This window comes from Streptomyces spiramyceticus, from assembly GCF_028807635.1.
Classification (GTDB): Bacteria; Actinomycetota; Actinomycetes; order Streptomycetales; family Streptomycetaceae; genus Streptomyces; species Streptomyces spiramyceticus.
On record NZ_JARBAX010000001.1, the window covers coordinates 5,106,767 to 5,122,618 of the forward strand.

The following is a 15,852-nucleotide window of genomic DNA, read 5'->3' on the forward strand; positions in this document are numbered from 1 at the left end:
GCGGTGCCTGTGCGCGATGCCCCTCATCACGCTGAGCGGAACCCCCCGATACTCGCGGCAGTCCACCATGACACCTACCAGGGGGCTTTCTCTGTCTCTGGCGCCAGTTGCATACCTGGCTCCGACGTAGTGGTAGAACCTGGTTCTCCAGCTGTACTTCCCCTTATGCATCTCCGCGGAAATTCGACCGAACTCCCGATCCAGATATTCTTCGTGTCTCACCGGATTACGTGACATGCGGAGCATGAGCTTAACCGGGGAGAGGAAACGCCTAGGAGCCTCAAAGATCCGATCAAAATCTTCACCGCCCAAGAAAAGAATCAGCAGCCAGAGGGGGCCCGTGACGCATTGCACCGGGATCATTACCCACTGTGCGAAAAACCATACGATAAGGCCGATCCTCGAGGCATGGGGAAGAACGGGATCGGCGGATCCTTCGGGGAGCGCGCTAGCCATCCCTACTCTCCAGTCACACTGTCGTAGATGCCGGTCGCCGCTCCAGGCACCGCCGCTGCGAGCAGAGGCCCCTTCGACCACCACGAGAGGGGATCGAGCGTGTCGTCGGCGCGGATGGCTTGCTGAAGACCTGGGAGGCTTCGCAAGCCAGGCGTGTTCGTGATGAGCCCGCTCAGCCCCTTCTCACCGATACTTGCTCCGAGGTTCACTGCCACCGAATTCTCCCAGGCGAGAGACACCCGGTTCCCGATGCCGCCTACGGCTTCGAAGGTGTGGACTTCAGCTGCACTTCGGAATCGGTTGGCAGCTCGCGGGACTTCGCTCACTGCTGCGGCTCCCTCGGAGACGAGGCGGTTCAGCCGAGTGACCCTGGCCACGTCGTCGATGTGTGTGACCACCCCGTCCCCTACCTTCGCCACTACCTTCACGGTTCCAGTGATCGCGGTCTTCGCGAACGCTGCGCCCGGAATAAGGCCTACCGCATCACCTGCGAGGGTTCCCCACCCGACATCCGCCCCTCCGATCTTCGCCGCACCATGCGCAACCAGCGCACCTGCCGAGAGCCCGGCGCTTGCCAGAGCAAGCCCCGCCGACAAGGGCGGACACCACAGGGTCAGCAGCGCCAGGATGCCGAGTACGGCGGAGATGTTCCCCAGCCAGTCGCCGATCTTGTTGAGCAGGTCCTTGTTGCGGGCGCACCACTCCTGGATCGAGTGCCCGATCTCTTTGAACTTGTCGCCGAGCCGGTCCCAGAAGCCGGGGTCGGGGGCGGCGTCGGTGGCCTTGCGCATGTGGCCCGCGACGCCGCGGGCCTCAGCCTGGTGCTCCTCCAGCAGCCGCTCGGCCCGCTTGATGATCTCTTCGAGTTCACGCTGCGCCTGGTCCAACTGGTTGGAGGCGGAGTCGAGTTCACTGTCGGCCTGCTTGAGCCGGCTGCTCGCCGCGTCGACCTTCGCCTGGGCGTCCTGGAGGGCGGGTCCGGTGAACATCTGGCCGCTCAGCCGGAAGGCGGGGTCGTTCGCGGCCTGGTTGTAGCGGCTGGCCGCGGCGTCGTTGGCCTTCTCCGCCGAGGCCACCTTGCCCTTGGCCTGCTTGGCCTGCACTTCGTACGTTCCGGCGGTGCTCTGGTAGTGGGTGAGTGCTTCGCGCCATTTCGACAGCTCCGAGGACGCGGTCTGCATCGCCTCGTGGCTGTCCTTGAGATAACGGGGCAGCTCGCCGACCTTCTGGGAGAAGGCGGAGGCGGCATCACCGGCCCAGCTCACGTTTCCTGTCAGGCGCTTGATGCTGTTCTGCGCGGTGTCGAGCGCTGTCGCGGCCCTCTTGGTACGGGCGGCGAGCGAACCCACGTTGCCAGAGTCACCCGGCGCGGGGTCGAAGCCGAGCGAGGGGTACTTGTCGCTCACTTCGTGCCCCCCTTACCGGCGAAGCCGTCCCGGATGGCCGCCTCAGCGTCCCGGTAGGTGTCGCGGGTCTGCTTGAGCTTGTCCTCGATGACCTGCGTGCCATCGGCGATTTTCTTGATCGCGTCGTCCCAGCTGTCGTGGAACTCGTCACAGGCGTTGTCGAGTTCCTTGCTGCCTGTGGTCTTCGGGCCGGTGTCACGCAGCGCGTTCAGCGCCGCGCGCATCTCTTCCTGGCTCCGGTGGAGTTCTCTGACGAGCCCGTCGAGCTCGGTAATCTCGACTTTGAAGCCTGCCCCCATCGCGCCGTGCTCCCCGTTGTCTCGTAATTTGCAGTCATCAACCCTTGACACACGTTAACGAGCAGGTGCCACGGAGCCGACAAGGGGTCCTGCCCGTTCGCTAAACCTTCACAGCGCGTCATCCGGCAATCCAGGTCCGAACTTCTCCGAACTTCGTGGTCGCGTCCCGGTCACACTCACCTCGCCAGTTGGCGACCCTGGTGGTGATGGGGACGCTGGGGGATCAGCCCAGAACGCAACCGATGTGGGTGCGCATCGCTGGCTTCGTGTGTGTGATCGCGGCACCGTTCAGCTTCGCGCTTGCGCTGTACTCGTTGGGGCCGGTTCTCCGGCTGCGCAGGATCCGGAAGGTGCTCCGCGAATATCCCTGGGAGTACCGCTCTTCCGTACGTCCTTGTCATGATGTCAAGGACGCGATGGCGCTGGTTGTGCAGCTCAAAGCTGACGCGGACAGCGACTGGTCCAAGACCATGCGCGGTCAACCCGCTGCGGAGGAAGCGCTGGACGGGGGAGATGGAGCAGGGTGCCTGGTTCGCCGGTGACCCTGATTCGGTGGAGTGATCGCGGTGCCAGGGGGCAGGGACCTCATGACTCTGGAGCGTGGCAGCCGGACGCTCGTTGAGAACTACCTGGAGATCGCCTGCGGCAAGGACCGCATGGCGCGGGCCACGAGGGCCGGTGTCGGAACTCTGAGTGCGGGCCTTCCCGCATAATCACGTTTGCTGAACCCAATGACGAGGAGTTGTCCGCGTGAAGTCCGGTCTCTCTGTCCCCCTCCCCTTGGCCAAGTGTGCCTTCGACGATCCCGCCACCCGGCAGGCGTATGAGAAAGCCCGGCGCAAGGCTCTCGTCAGTTTGTTGATCAGGGTCGCCGTGTTCCTTGCCCTGCTCATCGTGGCGAAGGCGTTCAAGGAAGAGGAGACGCAGCTCGTCTCGGGTACCGCATCCTTCCTGCTGATACCCGCTGCCTTCTTGCTGGCGGGGCCGGCCAAGGCATTGCGGTGGCTGCGCGCCGTCGAGAGTGTTCTGAAGTCCGGCCCCTGGCAGTACTGCTCCGCAGTCCGCAGGCCGGACGCCAAAGCCGGTGCGGGCACTGCCGTGCAGCTCAGGCTCGCTGACGGGGGCGGCGATGAGGACTGGACGCCGGTGCTGGCCGCTCGTACATGGCGTCGGCGCACGCGTTGGTCGGGAGAGTTCGAGCACGGGGCCTGGTTCGCAGGCAACGCTGACCGGGGTGGCGTCATCGCCTTGCCGGGCGGGCACGGACTGATGACCCTGCATCGGCAGTGACCGCAAGGTCGTGAAACCCACGTACCGGAAGCGCCAGTGCTTGGAGATGATTTCGGTCTCGGTGCGCTGCCGTTCGTGCTCTTCCGGGGACCGCTCGTACTCCCGGCGAGCTTGGCGGACTTCAGGATCTTCCCGGTCACATGAAGAGACTCACCAAGTACGACAGTCCAGCCCCCACGATGCCCACGCCGATCATCCCGATCGTGGTCGGCCGCGTCGCATTCCGTCCCGCCGCGTCCCATGCCACGTCGTACGAGATCCGGCTGCGGCCGAAGGGTGCGTAGCCGGTGGCGACGCAGAAGACGCCGAGGCCGGTGAGGACCCAGCCTGCGAAGAAGGCCGCGAACCAGCGCATGGCTCGGTTCAGGCCTGCGACGACGTAGCCGGCGTCTGTGCCGGCGTCAGCCGTCGGAGCGTCCGTCTGCTGAACGGAGACCTCTGTGCCCTTGAGATAGCGGCGCTTGCTCGCCAGCGCGGCGTTGATGTCCTTGGCCTTGCCGTCGTCGGACGCGAAAGTGCCGTAGCAGCGGATGGTGCTGCGGTTCTTGCGGCTGCTCCGGGAGACATTGTGCGGGGAGGTCACCTCGCAGCTTTCGACTGTCAGGGTGCCGTGCGTACCGGCCCACCCTGCCGCGTACGCCCCTTGGTACGCGCCTACGCCGGTCAAGGCGAGGCCCGCGAGGAGAAACACGACACCGCCCGCGCGCCCGAGTCGGCCGAGGGTGCTTCCGACGAGGCCTCGGAGCCAGCGGTCGATCCCTGCGGGCTGCGAGCGGGGCATGGCGACTGCGTCTTTCTTTTCCGTGTGGAGGGGAGGCGCGCGCGCCATTCGGGCGTGGCTCAAGCGATATTCGAAAGACTTTCCTATCACTTCGGTGCACTACGCCGCGACGGAACGGGCTGCCCAACGAGCGGCCTTCGGGCCCCGGATGCGTCAACGACCGACCGGATCCGTAGCAACTTCGGGTGACGAGAGATACTTGAGGGGACGAGAGGTGAGGAGAAGCGACATGGCCCAGCAACCCCAGAAACCCCAGGGACCGTCCTCCGACCGCGGCGTGTGGGACGAAGCGCTCGAACCGGAGCAGGTCCGCTCAGTGAACTCCGCGCTGCGCAAGCTGGCCGACAACGGTAACGCGAGCAAGGAAATGCAGGACATGGCCAAGAAGATGCTGTCCGGCCAAATCACCCTGCGCGACGCCATGGACGACCCTTCGGCGTCACGCGCCCTGGGTGGCGGTTTGGCATCCCTGCGCAGCGAGTGGGAGTCGCTGTCCGACGAGGAGCAGGACCAGATCCGGCACGGTGAGGTACCGGCGAACAGCGAGCCGTCCTCGGACGGGTCCGCGCCCGGACGCTCCCAGGGAGAGCCCTCGCAGACCCCCAAGAAGAGCAAGGGCCGGCACAGCGGCGGCTTCTCTCTGTACTGAGCACGCTGTCCGTGTGCCATGCCCCTCGCCGGCCGGTACGGGGACCGGTGGAGAGGGGCTGGTGGGACGGGACCGGTGGGGCGCCCGGACGGGCTTCATCGGTCCGTCCGGCTTCCGGCCCCTCTTCGCACGCGGGAGGTCCTAGTCCTCCCAGGGCCCGTACTCGTCTTCCAACTGCTCCAAGACGTGCTCCCAGAAGGCCGACTCCCCGCCTGCTTCCAGATGTTCGACGAGCAAGCGCAGCTCTTGCGCCGCCTCCGCTGGCTCCGGGCCGGCCAGCCGGTCCTCGTAGGCCTTGAGCAGTCCCAGTGCACCCGCGAGCTTGGGCAGGGAGGAGACCGCCCAGCCTGCGTAACCAGCTGCGTGATCCCAGCCGTTGGGGTCGTAGACGTCGACATCTCCGGTGGGGCCGTCCAGCACCAGGTGGAATCCGCCGCCGTACGTCCCGAAGCTGTAGCAGTAGCTCGTCGGCGGAGTGTCGTCGTCGGGGTATCTACGGCCGAACAGCTCGTCGGGGTCTTCTTCCCACAGTCCGTCCTTGGGCAGGCCCACCGACGCGAAATCTATGAAGCCGATCCGCACGGCCGGGAAGCCCACCGTGGTCAGAAACTTCCTGGCTTCCTTGTCCTCAAGGCGAACCGGGATCTCTGTCTCCGTGGGACGCCAGAGCGATCCCACGCCGAAAATGGACTCGAGCCATTCGGCGGTCGGCTCCTCTGCTTTGGCGAGCAGCTCAGTCTTGTTCACTGGTTCCCCCCGGGGCTCACGCTGTGACGATGAAACCAGTCAACCGCACGGCACTGACAACGGGACGCAGCCCCTCGGCCGGGCACGCCGCCAAGCCGACCACCCGTTCCGTTGGGCAGGGCGCCCTTGAAGCCCCGAGTTCGGGATCTGGGGATCAGTGGTGGCGAGCCGGCCGTGCTGTGGACCCCGGCGTCGGATCTCTCGGAAGCGTGGCATTGTCCTTGGGGCCATGCGCTGGAAGGCGGACTCGGCGCGCGGATGAGCCGGTTTGCCGTCGCGGATCAAAGGCAGCAGTCGGTCGACGACCTTGCTCCTCCGAGTGCGACCAGGCGGTGTAGCCGCCGGGGAGCATGGGGAGCTGGATCCCCGGCCGCCGCGTCGCCGGATGCGCCGCCTCCGTGCTTCTGCTGGTATATCCGTACGACCTCCTCGGCCGGTACCGACAGCTCGCCGGTACGTCGGTCGACGACCCCGTATGCGTTGCCGATCTCGGCGGGCGGCCGCCACTCCCCGGTCTCCGGGTCGCGCTCCAGCGGCGCGGGCGCGGCCCACACGACCCACCCCACGTGGAACTCTGGCTGATCACGAGGGGTTTTCTTCGAGGCCCTGGGGGACGTAGGCCTACGAGGTTGTCTCTGCGGCACGCGGGCGGATCCGGAGGGCCTTGGCTCCGCGCTCGGTTGCGACCAGGAGGATGCCGTCGGGCGACAGGTCCGCTCCGGTGAAGGGGGAATCCGAGATGAGGGAGGCCACCACCGTCTGGCGGGACCGGTCCCAGACCCGGAGCTGATCCGTGCCTCGGCGGAGTGCGAGCGGGGCGGCTGCCCGGTCCTGCTCGGAGAGCCGCAGCAGTTGTTCCGGTCCTGGCTCGTTGAAGAGCGCCGGCTGTACGAGGCTGTGCATGAGCAGCGCGGAATCACTGTTCCCGGCCACAGGGAAGGCGCCGGGCGTGCCGGTGGGTACCGAGAGGGCGGCGATGGGCACGGGGTTCTCCGCAGGGCGGGGGAGCGTGCCGATGGTGACTTCGCTGATGTCGCGGAGGCGGACGCTCCACAGGGTCTGCCAGGGCAGATCCAGGCCGAGCCGGTGCACCGCGGCCGCGAAGTCCGGAAGCTGGTCCTCGACGAACGCGCTCTCCAGGAGGGCCGCGCGGGCCAAGGCGGGTGCCTGTGCGCGGGTCAGCAGAGGGGCGATGCGCAGATACGTAAGCGCCGGAGCGCCGAGCGCTTGCTCCGGGACGGCCTCGACAGCCGCGCGCAGCGGCGCCGGGTCGGCGTACACGAACAAGCCAGGGTCGGTGAGGAGTTGGGGCAGCAGACCCGCTTCCAAGGTGTGCCCGGCGATGTGATCGCGTACATAGGGGTCGGCCTTGCTCCAGTCCTGACCGGGCACGGTTTCCAAGAGCGCCATGGCGATTTGGGACTGCGCGGCGCGGACGTTGGGAAGGCCGGAGCGGATCTCGTCGGCGATGGCGGGGTGGAGCAGCTGAAGCAGCGTACGCTCGCCGCTTGCGCCCGCCCGGAGCGACTGCACGAAGGGGCCGGCCAGCGCTCCGCTGCTCGCGATCGCCGCGGTCATGTCCGTGCCCGCGAGGGTGCTGACGAGCCGCACCCACAGCTCGGCCGGCAGACCGTCGCCCTCGGCAAGGGCCAAGGGCGCGAGCAGTTGGCGCAGCGTCTGCGGGTCGGCTCCGAGGCGGCGTGCGTGCAGGTCGAGCACCTCGCCCAGGGACGTGGGCAGTTGGCTCTCGTCGGTGGGGACGACGCCGGACGGATTCGTCAGGATGCTCTGGACCGCGAGCTGCACGGTCAGCGGGCTGGTCCCGGCGCGACGGCCGATCGCCTCGGCGAGCGCACGCCGGGCGGACGGGTCGGTGGTGAAGGGCAGCTCCGGCGCACCGAATTCAGGGCTGAGCAGGGCTTCGGCCTGCAGCACCGGACCATGGGGGTCGGCCCACTGCGGATCGTCGAGATCGATGATCTGCGCGGTGCCGGGCGGCAGTCCTTCCACCAGGCTCGCGGCGAGCTCACGCGGTACGTCGGCGAGGAGCCTGACGGACTCCGTGGTCGCGAGTGGCCTAAGTGCTTCCTGTACGAGGCGGGCGGGCTCGCCCGTGGTGCGGACCGGACCCGCCCGGTCGACGTCCGGCACGACGACGGTCACGGGCTGGTCGAAGGCGCCCAGTTCGGCGTACACGTCCTCGAGGCGCGAGGCCTGCAGACCGTAATGACCGGCGAGCAGCCACCCGAATTGCGCCGCGGTCAGACCTGCTGCGCTCGGGACCGCGGGTGCGGGAAGCTCCGGCGGCACCGTCGACGGGTCGAGATCGGCCAGCGGAAGCCGCCAGCGGAAGTCCGGGTCGCACAGCATGAGGAAGCCGGTGAGCAGGTGTGAACGCCCGCTGCCGGGGTTTCCGGTGAGGACGACGACGCGCGGCGCACCCGACAACTCCATCCGCCAGGCGGCGAGGGCGCGCAGCACGGTGGCGCGGCCGCCTATGTGCGGGTGTGGTGCGTAGCCGTTGGGTGGGGCGGTCATGAGCAGGGGTCCTCGGGTGCCGGGGATGGCGGGCGATGGGAAGTTGCTCTGCGTGGGGTGTGAGTCAGGCCCCGAGTCCGCGCTTCTTGCGGTAGAGCGCGATGGCTTGCTCGACGGGGAAGTTGGGGACAGTGAAGGTTTCGCCGGTCTCCTTGGACACCACGATGTTTGCGCCGCCGGGTTCGGGAGGGGCGGTGAGGTCCGTGTGGGGTGGGGCAACCGTGTACACGAGGTAGCCGATGTCGAACTCCTGGACGCGAAGCTCGATGGGGGTGCCGTCGGGGAGTTTGGGCTCCGCGTAGCGGCTGTTGACGATGGCCAGCGCCTGGTCGGGTGTGGCGGGTGGGCCTTGTGGGGTCGGGGCGGGGGTGTCCGGGGCCATGAAGTTCGCCTCTTTACTAGCTCTTGTGCTCTGACAGGGAGTTGGCGGCCGTGCCTACGGCAGGGTTGCCGATAGCGCCTACGTGTCGAACTCCCCCAGCCATCCGCGGTCGACCAGGCCATGGGGAAGGTAGTCGGACTCGACTTCGATGGGGAAGCCGCCGTCAAACGCGAGGCACGTGATGGCCAGTGGGCCCAAGGCGACCAGACCAGAGACCCGGCTCGCCTGATCCTCGTCTTCGCTCCAGTGCCCCTTGTGCCACTCAAGCGCTTGGGCCAGATCTGCGTTGAACTGCGCGTGGTCTTGGAGCAGGAAGCGGTAGAAGAGATTGATCGGCGGATACATGACCTCAAGGACGTAGTCCTTGCTCGATTCGGCCAGGACATCTGGTTCGGTACCCGCGATGGCTGCTTCAAGTTTATCGACGAGGCCGGGTTCCCTACGCCAATAGGTCTGGAGGGCATCAACCCAGGCGTAGATGTACTCGTCGTAAACGGCCCCGGAATCGCGTAGCAGGCTGATGGGTACATTGCACAACTGATTCATTCGATCCTGGTCGCGGCCAATAATGGCCAGCCAGAATGCGTCGATCCATGTGCTGGCATCTGTGAAGCTATGTGCGCCAGTTGCGGGAATAGTGCGCATCTTGTGGGCGATGCGGCACTGTACGGAGTCCCCGGTCGCCGTGGCTGACGCGAACAACGCCGACCCCAGTTGCATGGCCGTGACGAAGGCTTCCCAGGTCTCCACCTTCGACGCGGTGGGATCGAGGGCGCAGCGGCAACTGGCCTCCGATACCGCGCTGCTCATGGCCGCGCTCAGTTCTTCGCCGAACCCGAGACGGGGGGACTCCTCCAGTTCGTCGATCCTCCGGTGGAGGATCGTATGGAGGACTTCTTCGTGGCGAGCAGATTTAGTTGTGTCGAATTCGTGACGAGTGACGATGACGGCCATCTGCATCGCTCCTTAAAGTTCAGGGAGTTGAGCCATTAGGCGGACGGTGTTGTTGGCGACTGCGGCGCCTGCGGGGGCTTCGGCGTGATGTCGAAGTGCGTCATTTCGTATCCACGATACTCTGCCCTGTTGTCCTTGTTCTCCTTGGACTGCACCAGTACGTAGTCCAGCCTGCTGGGCCTGGCATTGAGGGCCCGCCGAAGGTCGTCCGCGAGCAGGGCCTCTTCGGGGCTGCGATCTTCCATGATCCGGAGAATCGTCTCGAAGTATTCCCGGTGACCTTGCATGACCTGGCGTCCGGTGTAGCTTCTGCGGTCACCGAGCTCTGCGGTAGGAGCCTTGGCCTCGACCACGACCCATCTGCCGTCCTCGGTTTTCCAGATCTGGTCGAAGCGGTTGTTCCCGTCTTTTCCGTCATCCTGCCTCACCGGGTTCTTGTAGTTCTCCGGTATGGCATGGAGGGCCGCCGCCGCCTCACCGTGATGTTCGGCCGCTTTGGTCTGCTCGTGGGCTGCTTCCTTGTACTTGGCTGCAGCCTTCTCGTACTCGGGGGAGTCCTCGCCGTGATTCTCTTCCGCGGCTTTCCTGGCTGCCTTGGCCTTTTGGTTCGCGGTAATGGCGTCGGCGCGTCGTTTGGTGGCCTTGTCCAGGTCCTCACGCTGCTTCTTCGCCTGCTCGTCGTTCCTCGCTCCCGTTATTGGTTCGAGAGCCTTGTAGTCCGGAGTCAGAGGGGGAGGAGCGTCCTTGGCGGCAACCCACTTGCCGGTATCGGGGTGCTTCCTCAGCTGCGGCAGGGGGTTGCCCTGGTCGTCGTTTCCGTCCTTGTCCCGACGACTTCCGATCTTGTTGTAGAAATCCTTGAAGAAGCTGTCGTTCGGGTCGTTGGCCCGCTCGACCTGGCGTCGGACGATTGCGCGCGCACGCTCGTCGTCGGAGGACGAGTTGCTCGTGTTCGGAGTCGATCCACTCGGCTCTGCCGGCCTCGGTGGGCTCGCCGCGTGGTCGGGAGCAATAGGACCGTAAAGCGGCGACTTCCCCTGAGTGGAGTCCTTGACGTAGTTGGCCGCGTCGGCGTTCCTGCCATCGGGCAGGCTCTCGCGCGTGGGGACAGCCGAGTCCTTGTTCATATTGCTCGGACGGTCGCGGTGGTCGTCGGCCGGCGGCCGGTTCGGGTCGTCGGGCCGGGTCTGGCCCGGGGTCTCGGACGGGTCCTTGTCCGGAGTCTCCGACCGCGGATCATCCAGGTGATCGGGACGCGTCTGGTCCGGCCGTGGCGAGGTGTTCGGGTCCGAAGCGCGGGGATCGGACGTGCGCGGATCCGTCGTGCGGGGATCCGCAGCGCGAGGATCGGTGGCGCGCGGGTCCCCGGTCTGCTGATGCGGAATGGACGTACGCGGGTCCGAGGGAGTGGTGGTCTGCTGAGGCGTGTCCCGGTTGGGCGTGGGGTCGTTCGGGGTGTCCCTCGCGGGCCGAGGAGGTGCCGTGTCCTTGTTCGGTGTGCCGTTGTCGGTGTTGTCGGGCGTGGTGTGTGCGGGGGACTCCCGGTGTTCCGAAGGGGAGTCGGGCCGGGCCGGGCTCTCGGTCGTCGAAGTCGGCTGCTGAGACTCCCTGTCGGGGGTCCGGCCTTGCTCGTCGGGGCGCGTCGGGTCGTCCGGTTGTGACCGCTGGTCCGGGGTGTTCGTCTTCTCGGCCGGGGTCGGGTGGTTCTGTTCCGAGGGGCTCTCGGGGGAGGGCGACTGCTGCGGCCGCGTATCAGCGTTGCTGTTGTCCGGGGACGGCTCCCGGCCATCCGGCCGGGAGGGCTTGTCGCTCTCGCCCTGGGGTTGGCCGGTCTCGCTCTCGGGCTTCTCGTTCGTCGGGTTCGGGTCGGCCGTGGACGACTGCTCGGGGTCCCCGTTGTTCGATGCGTCCGGGGTTGCCGGATCCGTCGCCGTGAGGGAGTTGGTGTCCGTGGCGGGGGTGTCGCCCTGCTTCGGGGTGTCGCTCGAGGTGTCGTTCTGCGGGTTGCTCTCAGAGGTTTCCGGCTGCCCGCTGCTCTCGGAGCTCTCGGGCTGGGACGCGTCGTTGTTCTGGTTCTGCGACGCGTCGTTCTGGCCCTCGGAGTCATCCGCAGTGTTCTGCACGGGATGCAGCGGATTCCCGTCGGGGTCCATCGGGATGTGCCATACGTGTTCGGCGTTGGCGAAGTTCACAGGGTCATGGCTGACCTCGCCGGTCTGGGAATCCACCCAGACGACGGTGCCGTTGTGGTTGACGGCGGCAAAGGCGTGACCGCCGCCACCTGGCCAGCTGACCTGCACAATGGTTGTGGAGCCGTGCCCCCCCTGCAGCAGGTCCTGCTCGATACGGGCCGCGGTGTCGGGGTCGTTCGCGGGACCGGCATAGGTGTGCGGGGCGCCTGCCCAACTGATCTGGTTGGCGTTCGCGTCGTCCTCGGGGCGCCTGGTGTCCAGCATGCCGTGCTCGTCGGTGTCGAGCGTGCGCGGAGCGGAGACCTGTGGGTTGCCGCGGTAACTCTCGATGAATGAACGTGAGCAGTCCGCACAGTTGTTGCTTCGGCCCGGGACCCCGATCCCGCCGTCATTCTGCAGACCGACCCACGCCCCGAAGGGGTCGGGGAACCGCTGCGGGGTGCCGTCCGGGTTCCGGGGGAAGACATCCTCCAGCCGGTCCTGGTCGTCGGGGTGGACCGGGCCGAGGCCGCCCGGCTCGTGATCCATGTCGTCCCGGATGTCCTGGACGCTGTCCGTCTTGGGGGTGTCGTTCTTCGCTTCGTTCCCCGGGTTGCTCTGGGGTGAGCCAGGGGCCTCGGGGCCGTTGGGCGTGTTCCCGTTCGGCGTCTGCTGCGTGGGGCTCGGCGTCGGCGTGGCCGTGTGCCCTGGCGCCGGAACGGGTGTCGGCTGTTGCTGCTGCGGATTGTTCGCCGGCGGTTTCTGGCCTTGCTGTGGACCGGGCTGGTTGGAGTTGGCCGGCTGGTTGGGCGTGTTCGGAGTGTTACCCGCAGGCTGCGGGGGCCTGTTGCCCGGGGTGGGGCTGGGGGTGCTGGCGGGCGCGTTGGGGCCGGGCGTGCCCGGCCGGTCGGGCGTACGACCCGGCGTGCTGGAGTCCGGCGCGCTGCTCGGACCCGATGTCGGCGTCGGAGTGCTCGCCCGCGGCGTGTTCCTCGGCGAGGCCGACTGGTTCGGCTGGTTCGACGACGGGTTCGACGAGTTCGGCTGAGTCGGCGTTGAGTTGCTCGCGGCCGGGTTGCTCGGACTCGGGTTCTGGTTCGTGGGGGTACGGCCGTCCGGCGTACCAGGAGTGTTGGCGCTCGGGCTGGGGGTCCGTCCGCCGGGCGAGCCCGCGCTGTTCTGGTTGGGCCCCGGACTGCGTCCGGGCGGCGTAGCCCCGGGAGCATGCTGGTTCGAGGGCCGCCCGTCCGTTGTTCCAGGAGTGCGGCCGTCCGTCGAAGTGGGCGGCGTGTTCCGAGGCGGTGTGGAGGAGGTGGGGTTCGGTGTGGAAGCGGGGCCGGTGCCGGTGGGGTTCGGGGTTCCCGGGGTGGTGGTGGAGGGGGTCCTGGGCGGGCCCGATGTGGGGTTTGGGCTTGTCGGGCTGGTGCCGGAGGGGGAGCTGCCGGAGGTGTTCGTGCCCGTACGGGCGCCTGCCGCACCGTCCGCCGTTGTGGGGGAGGTGGGTGAGGTCGGCATGGGGGAGTTGCCGTCCGACCGGGGGGCGGTGGACGAAGTGTCGGCCGTGGTGGGCGGGCGTGCTGAATTCGAGACTGTGGGGGTGCTTGCGGCGAGGCTGTCGATCGAGGTGCCGATGGAGCCGCCGCTGTTCGTGGAGGGCGATGCGCCGCTTGATGTGGCGGCGGGTGCGGACTGCGGGGTCGGCGAGGTGAGGCCGCCGGGTGAGGACGAGTTGGTGCGGTTGTCGCCACTGCTGTTGGACGGGGTGCTGGTGTCCGGGGCGGGCGACGTGCTGCTGGGTGTGGGGTCGTCGAAGTCCGACAGTGACGGCCTGGAGGGGGAGTTCGAGGAGGAAGGATTCTGCTGCCCGTTGTCCGGGGTGCTGTTGTTTGCCGGGTTGGGGGTGTTGCTCCCTGTGTCGCTGCTGGGCGGGCTGCCGACGTCGGGGGTGCTGGTGGGGGCGTTGCCGGTGTCGGCGGATATGCCACCGCCGATGTTCGTGTTCCCCGTGTTGGCGTTCGAACGTGACGTCGTCGACGAGTCCGAGCTGGAAGAGTCCGAGGAGTTGGACGAGTTCGTCGCGTTGGACGAGGAGGAGTTCGAGCTGGACGTGTTCGAGTCCGAGCCGTTCGAGCTGTTCGAGTCGGATGAGGAGTTGGTGTTGCCTGTGTTGTTGCTGCTGCTGTCGCCGTCGCCGCTGTTGTTGTCTCCTGTGGTGTTGGAGCGGTTGTTGTAGGCGTCCATGCTGTTGTTGTAGCCGCTGTCGATGCCGTCGCGGACGCTGCTGCCGGCCTTCCTGCCCAGGCCGTCGCGCAGGCCCTCGGCGAACGTCTGCGGGGTTTGCTGGATGGCTTCCCAGCCGCCTTTGGCGCCTTCCTTGACGGTCTTGCTGAGGTCGAAGCCTTCCTGGGTGCCGAAGCCGACGTTCACGGACTGCTTGACGAGGTCGGTGACCATGGCCTGGACTGCTGAGACCGCCGGTTCCTTCATCGCTTCGATGATGGCCTGTATCAGGGCGTCTTTGAGTGCGTCGAGGATGCGTCGTACGGCGATGCGGGTGAGCTGGGTGGCGGCCATGCCGGCGGCTGCGGAGAGGCCGAAGGTGACGATGGAGGCGGCTGCGGCGGCGGCGATCTGGATTGCCAGGGCGATCAGTTGGACGATGACCGCGTATTTGGCGAACTCGACGATGTATGCGGCGGCTTCGAAGGTGTTCGCGATGATGTAGGCGGCTTCGGAGGCGTTGGCGAGGTAGCCGTCCGATCCGTCGGAGAACTTCTTGTAGTGGGTGGTGAACTTGTCGATGGACTCGCCGGCGTTGTGTGCGGTCACAGTGCGGGCACTGGTGTCGGCCCGTATGCGGAGCTTCTGGGCGTCGTCGCCGAACTTCCGCCATAGGCCGGCGGAGTCTCTGAGCAAGTCCTCATTGGCTGTCGGCCAGTTGTAGCCGAGCATCTTCAGGACCCACTCGAGCTCGTCAGGCAACATCATCGCCACAGCGCGCCACACCCCCGTTAGGCAACCGCCGCACCACGTCCCCAACTGACAGGAGAACCACGCGAAGTACAGCCGTGCCCAAAGCTTACTAACCCTCCCGGGCGCGACTTGAACGTGCTCCCGTCACAACTTTGCTGCGAGCGCGTGCGCGAGCCGTCTCGCGAGCCCGCTACGGGCTGCAGCCGCGGTCAGAACGTGACCCGCGCACCGCTGGCTCCGAGGCCGCGCGTCTGACTGGTGCTGTCGGCGGTAGAGGGAGATGGCTGTCTCGGTCGGGTAGTTGGGGGACAGGTGACGGATTTGCCGGTGTCCTCGGCTACTACGATCTTGCTTTCACCGGGCGGGGCGGGCTGCGGACGGCCCGCTGCGTCAGTGGTCGACTGAAACGCGGCGCAGACCAGGTAGCCCGCCGTCAAATTCGCGAATGCGCCTGCGGGCTGGCGTCCCGTCAGGCAGCTTCACGGGCGCGGGCTGTAACGGCTGCGGACGGTGTCGGGAGCCCGCACGGTGGGTGCCCTGCCGCGGGTCTCGGATGCCGAAGTGGGCCGGGCAACTCATCGCAACAGGGCCCCACTCCCGTTCGGCGACCGCAACACGCCAGCCCCCCCCAACGACCTCTTCAGTACGCCCTGTACGCCCGCCCGCCAGACCCCGCGTCAGACCGACTTGAAGTTGTTCGCCCTGGCGCCCGCACCGGCGTCGTGCTGGGACGTGAGCGCCGCGTACTTCGCGTCCTCTTCGAGCTCGTGCTTCTCGTGTCGCATGCCCATCGCGGTGAACTTCACGCCCATGCCCGCGATCCGCTTCGCGAGGCTGGGCATCGAGTCCCTCATGCCGTCGCGCAGGCCCTCGTAGACAACGCCGAAGTTCTCGCCCATCTCTTCATCGCCCCAGGGTGGCGTTTTGCCTGATTTCTTCTCGATGGCGTCCAGTCCCTCGAACAGCGCCTTCGCAGCTGTGGCGAAGTCCTGCCCCACCTCGAACATGTGGAAGCCCTCGTCCTTGAGGACCGACGCATCCGTCCTCATCGTGTCGTCCGCCGCCACAACTGCCCCCTGTGTTCCGCCCGTCTGTTGCAGCGTCAGCCTAACGTCCGAGTCGCACACCATCCAAGGGAACGTGTGAGGGGCGGCGCCCCCAGCAGGCGCCGCCCCTCACATCACGCTCGTACGGCCGCAGAAAACA

General features: G+C 67.0%; 14 protein-coding genes. 4 read left to right on the forward strand and 10 right to left on the reverse strand.

Annotation, left to right across the window (positions count from 1 at the left end):
- Positions 1-458 precede the first annotated feature (458 nt).
- Together PXH83_RS23590 and PXH83_RS23595 are read right to left on the reverse strand one after the other, a co-directional pair.
- On the reverse strand, positions 459-1,862 hold the full coding sequence (locus tag PXH83_RS23590) for a putative T7SS-secreted protein (protein WP_274562576.1): 1,404 nt from the start codon (positions 1,860-1,862) through the stop codon (positions 459-461).
- Complete coding sequence (locus PXH83_RS23595) at positions 1,859-2,161, reverse strand: WXG100 family type VII secretion target (RefSeq protein ID WP_274562578.1); 303 nt, start codon at positions 2,159-2,161, stop codon at positions 1,859-1,861. Before PXH83_RS23595 ends, PXH83_RS23590 begins: the two co-directional genes overlap by 4 nt.
- 188 nt (positions 2,162-2,349) lie before the next feature.
- On the opposite strand from PXH83_RS23595, the gene PXH83_RS23600 reads away from it, so the two are divergent.
- Genes PXH83_RS23600 through PXH83_RS23610 form a run of 3 tightly spaced genes read left to right on the forward strand, consistent with a single transcriptional unit; the run spans position 2,350 to position 3,451 of the window.
- The gene (locus tag PXH83_RS23600) at positions 2,350-2,703 is read left to right on the forward strand and encodes a hypothetical protein (protein WP_274562579.1); all 354 of its coding nucleotides are present in this window, start codon (positions 2,350-2,352) and stop codon (positions 2,701-2,703) included.
- Between the two features lie 45 nt (positions 2,704-2,748).
- Positions 2,749-2,874, forward strand: coding sequence for a hypothetical protein (locus tag PXH83_RS23605; protein WP_274562580.1), 126 nt, complete (start codon positions 2,749-2,751; stop codon positions 2,872-2,874).
- Between the two features lie 37 nt (positions 2,875-2,911).
- Entirely contained in the window at positions 2,912-3,451 is a 540-nt protein-coding gene (locus PXH83_RS23610) for a hypothetical protein (RefSeq protein WP_274562581.1), read from the forward strand.
- Positions 3,452-3,587: 136 nt separating this feature from the next.
- Here PXH83_RS23610 and PXH83_RS23615 read toward each other — a convergent pair whose 3' ends face one another.
- Positions 3,588-4,232, reverse strand: coding sequence for a hypothetical protein (locus PXH83_RS23615; protein WP_274562582.1), 645 nt, complete (start codon positions 4,230-4,232; stop codon positions 3,588-3,590).
- Positions 4,233-4,461: 229 nt separating this feature from the next.
- Between PXH83_RS23615 and PXH83_RS23620 the strand changes: the two genes are divergently transcribed.
- The gene (locus PXH83_RS23620; protein WP_274562583.1) at positions 4,462-4,881 is read left to right on the forward strand and encodes a hypothetical protein; all 420 of its coding nucleotides are present in this window, start codon (positions 4,462-4,464) and stop codon (positions 4,879-4,881) included.
- Between the two features lie 141 nt (positions 4,882-5,022).
- Here the strand turns inward: PXH83_RS23620 and PXH83_RS23625 are convergent, their stop codons facing one another.
- From PXH83_RS23625 to PXH83_RS23655, 7 genes are all read right to left on the reverse strand, one after another.
- Complete coding sequence (locus PXH83_RS23625) at positions 5,023-5,628, reverse strand: SUKH-4 family immunity protein (protein WP_274562584.1); 606 nt, start codon at positions 5,626-5,628, stop codon at positions 5,023-5,025.
- A 281-nt stretch (positions 5,629-5,909) separates the two neighbouring features.
- On the reverse strand, positions 5,910-6,182 hold the full coding sequence (locus PXH83_RS23630) for a hypothetical protein (RefSeq protein WP_274562586.1): 273 nt from the start codon (positions 6,180-6,182) through the stop codon (positions 5,910-5,912).
- Positions 6,183-6,249: 67 nt separating this feature from the next.
- On the reverse strand, positions 6,250-8,166 hold the full coding sequence (locus tag PXH83_RS23635; protein ID WP_274562587.1) for an ATP-binding protein: 1,917 nt from the start codon (positions 8,164-8,166) through the stop codon (positions 6,250-6,252).
- Between the two features lie 64 nt (positions 8,167-8,230).
- The gene (locus tag PXH83_RS23640; protein WP_274562589.1) at positions 8,231-8,548 is read right to left on the reverse strand and encodes a hypothetical protein; all 318 of its coding nucleotides are present in this window, start codon (positions 8,546-8,548) and stop codon (positions 8,231-8,233) included.
- A 78-nt stretch (positions 8,549-8,626) separates the two neighbouring features.
- Positions 8,627-9,502 (reverse strand): immunity 49 family protein, encoded by an 876-nt coding sequence (locus tag PXH83_RS23645; RefSeq protein WP_274562590.1) that lies wholly within the window; start codon positions 9,500-9,502, stop codon positions 8,627-8,629.
- A 35-nt stretch (positions 9,503-9,537) separates the two neighbouring features.
- Positions 9,538-14,661, reverse strand: coding sequence for a toxin glutamine deamidase domain-containing protein (locus tag PXH83_RS23650; protein WP_274562591.1), 5,124 nt, complete (start codon positions 14,659-14,661; stop codon positions 9,538-9,540).
- Positions 14,662-15,323: 662 nt separating this feature from the next.
- Positions 15,324-15,713: a hypothetical protein gene (locus tag PXH83_RS23655; RefSeq protein ID WP_274562593.1), complete on the reverse strand. Its 390-nt coding sequence runs from the start codon at positions 15,711-15,713 to the stop codon at positions 15,324-15,326.
- Between the last annotated feature and the right edge of the window lie 139 nt (positions 15,714-15,852).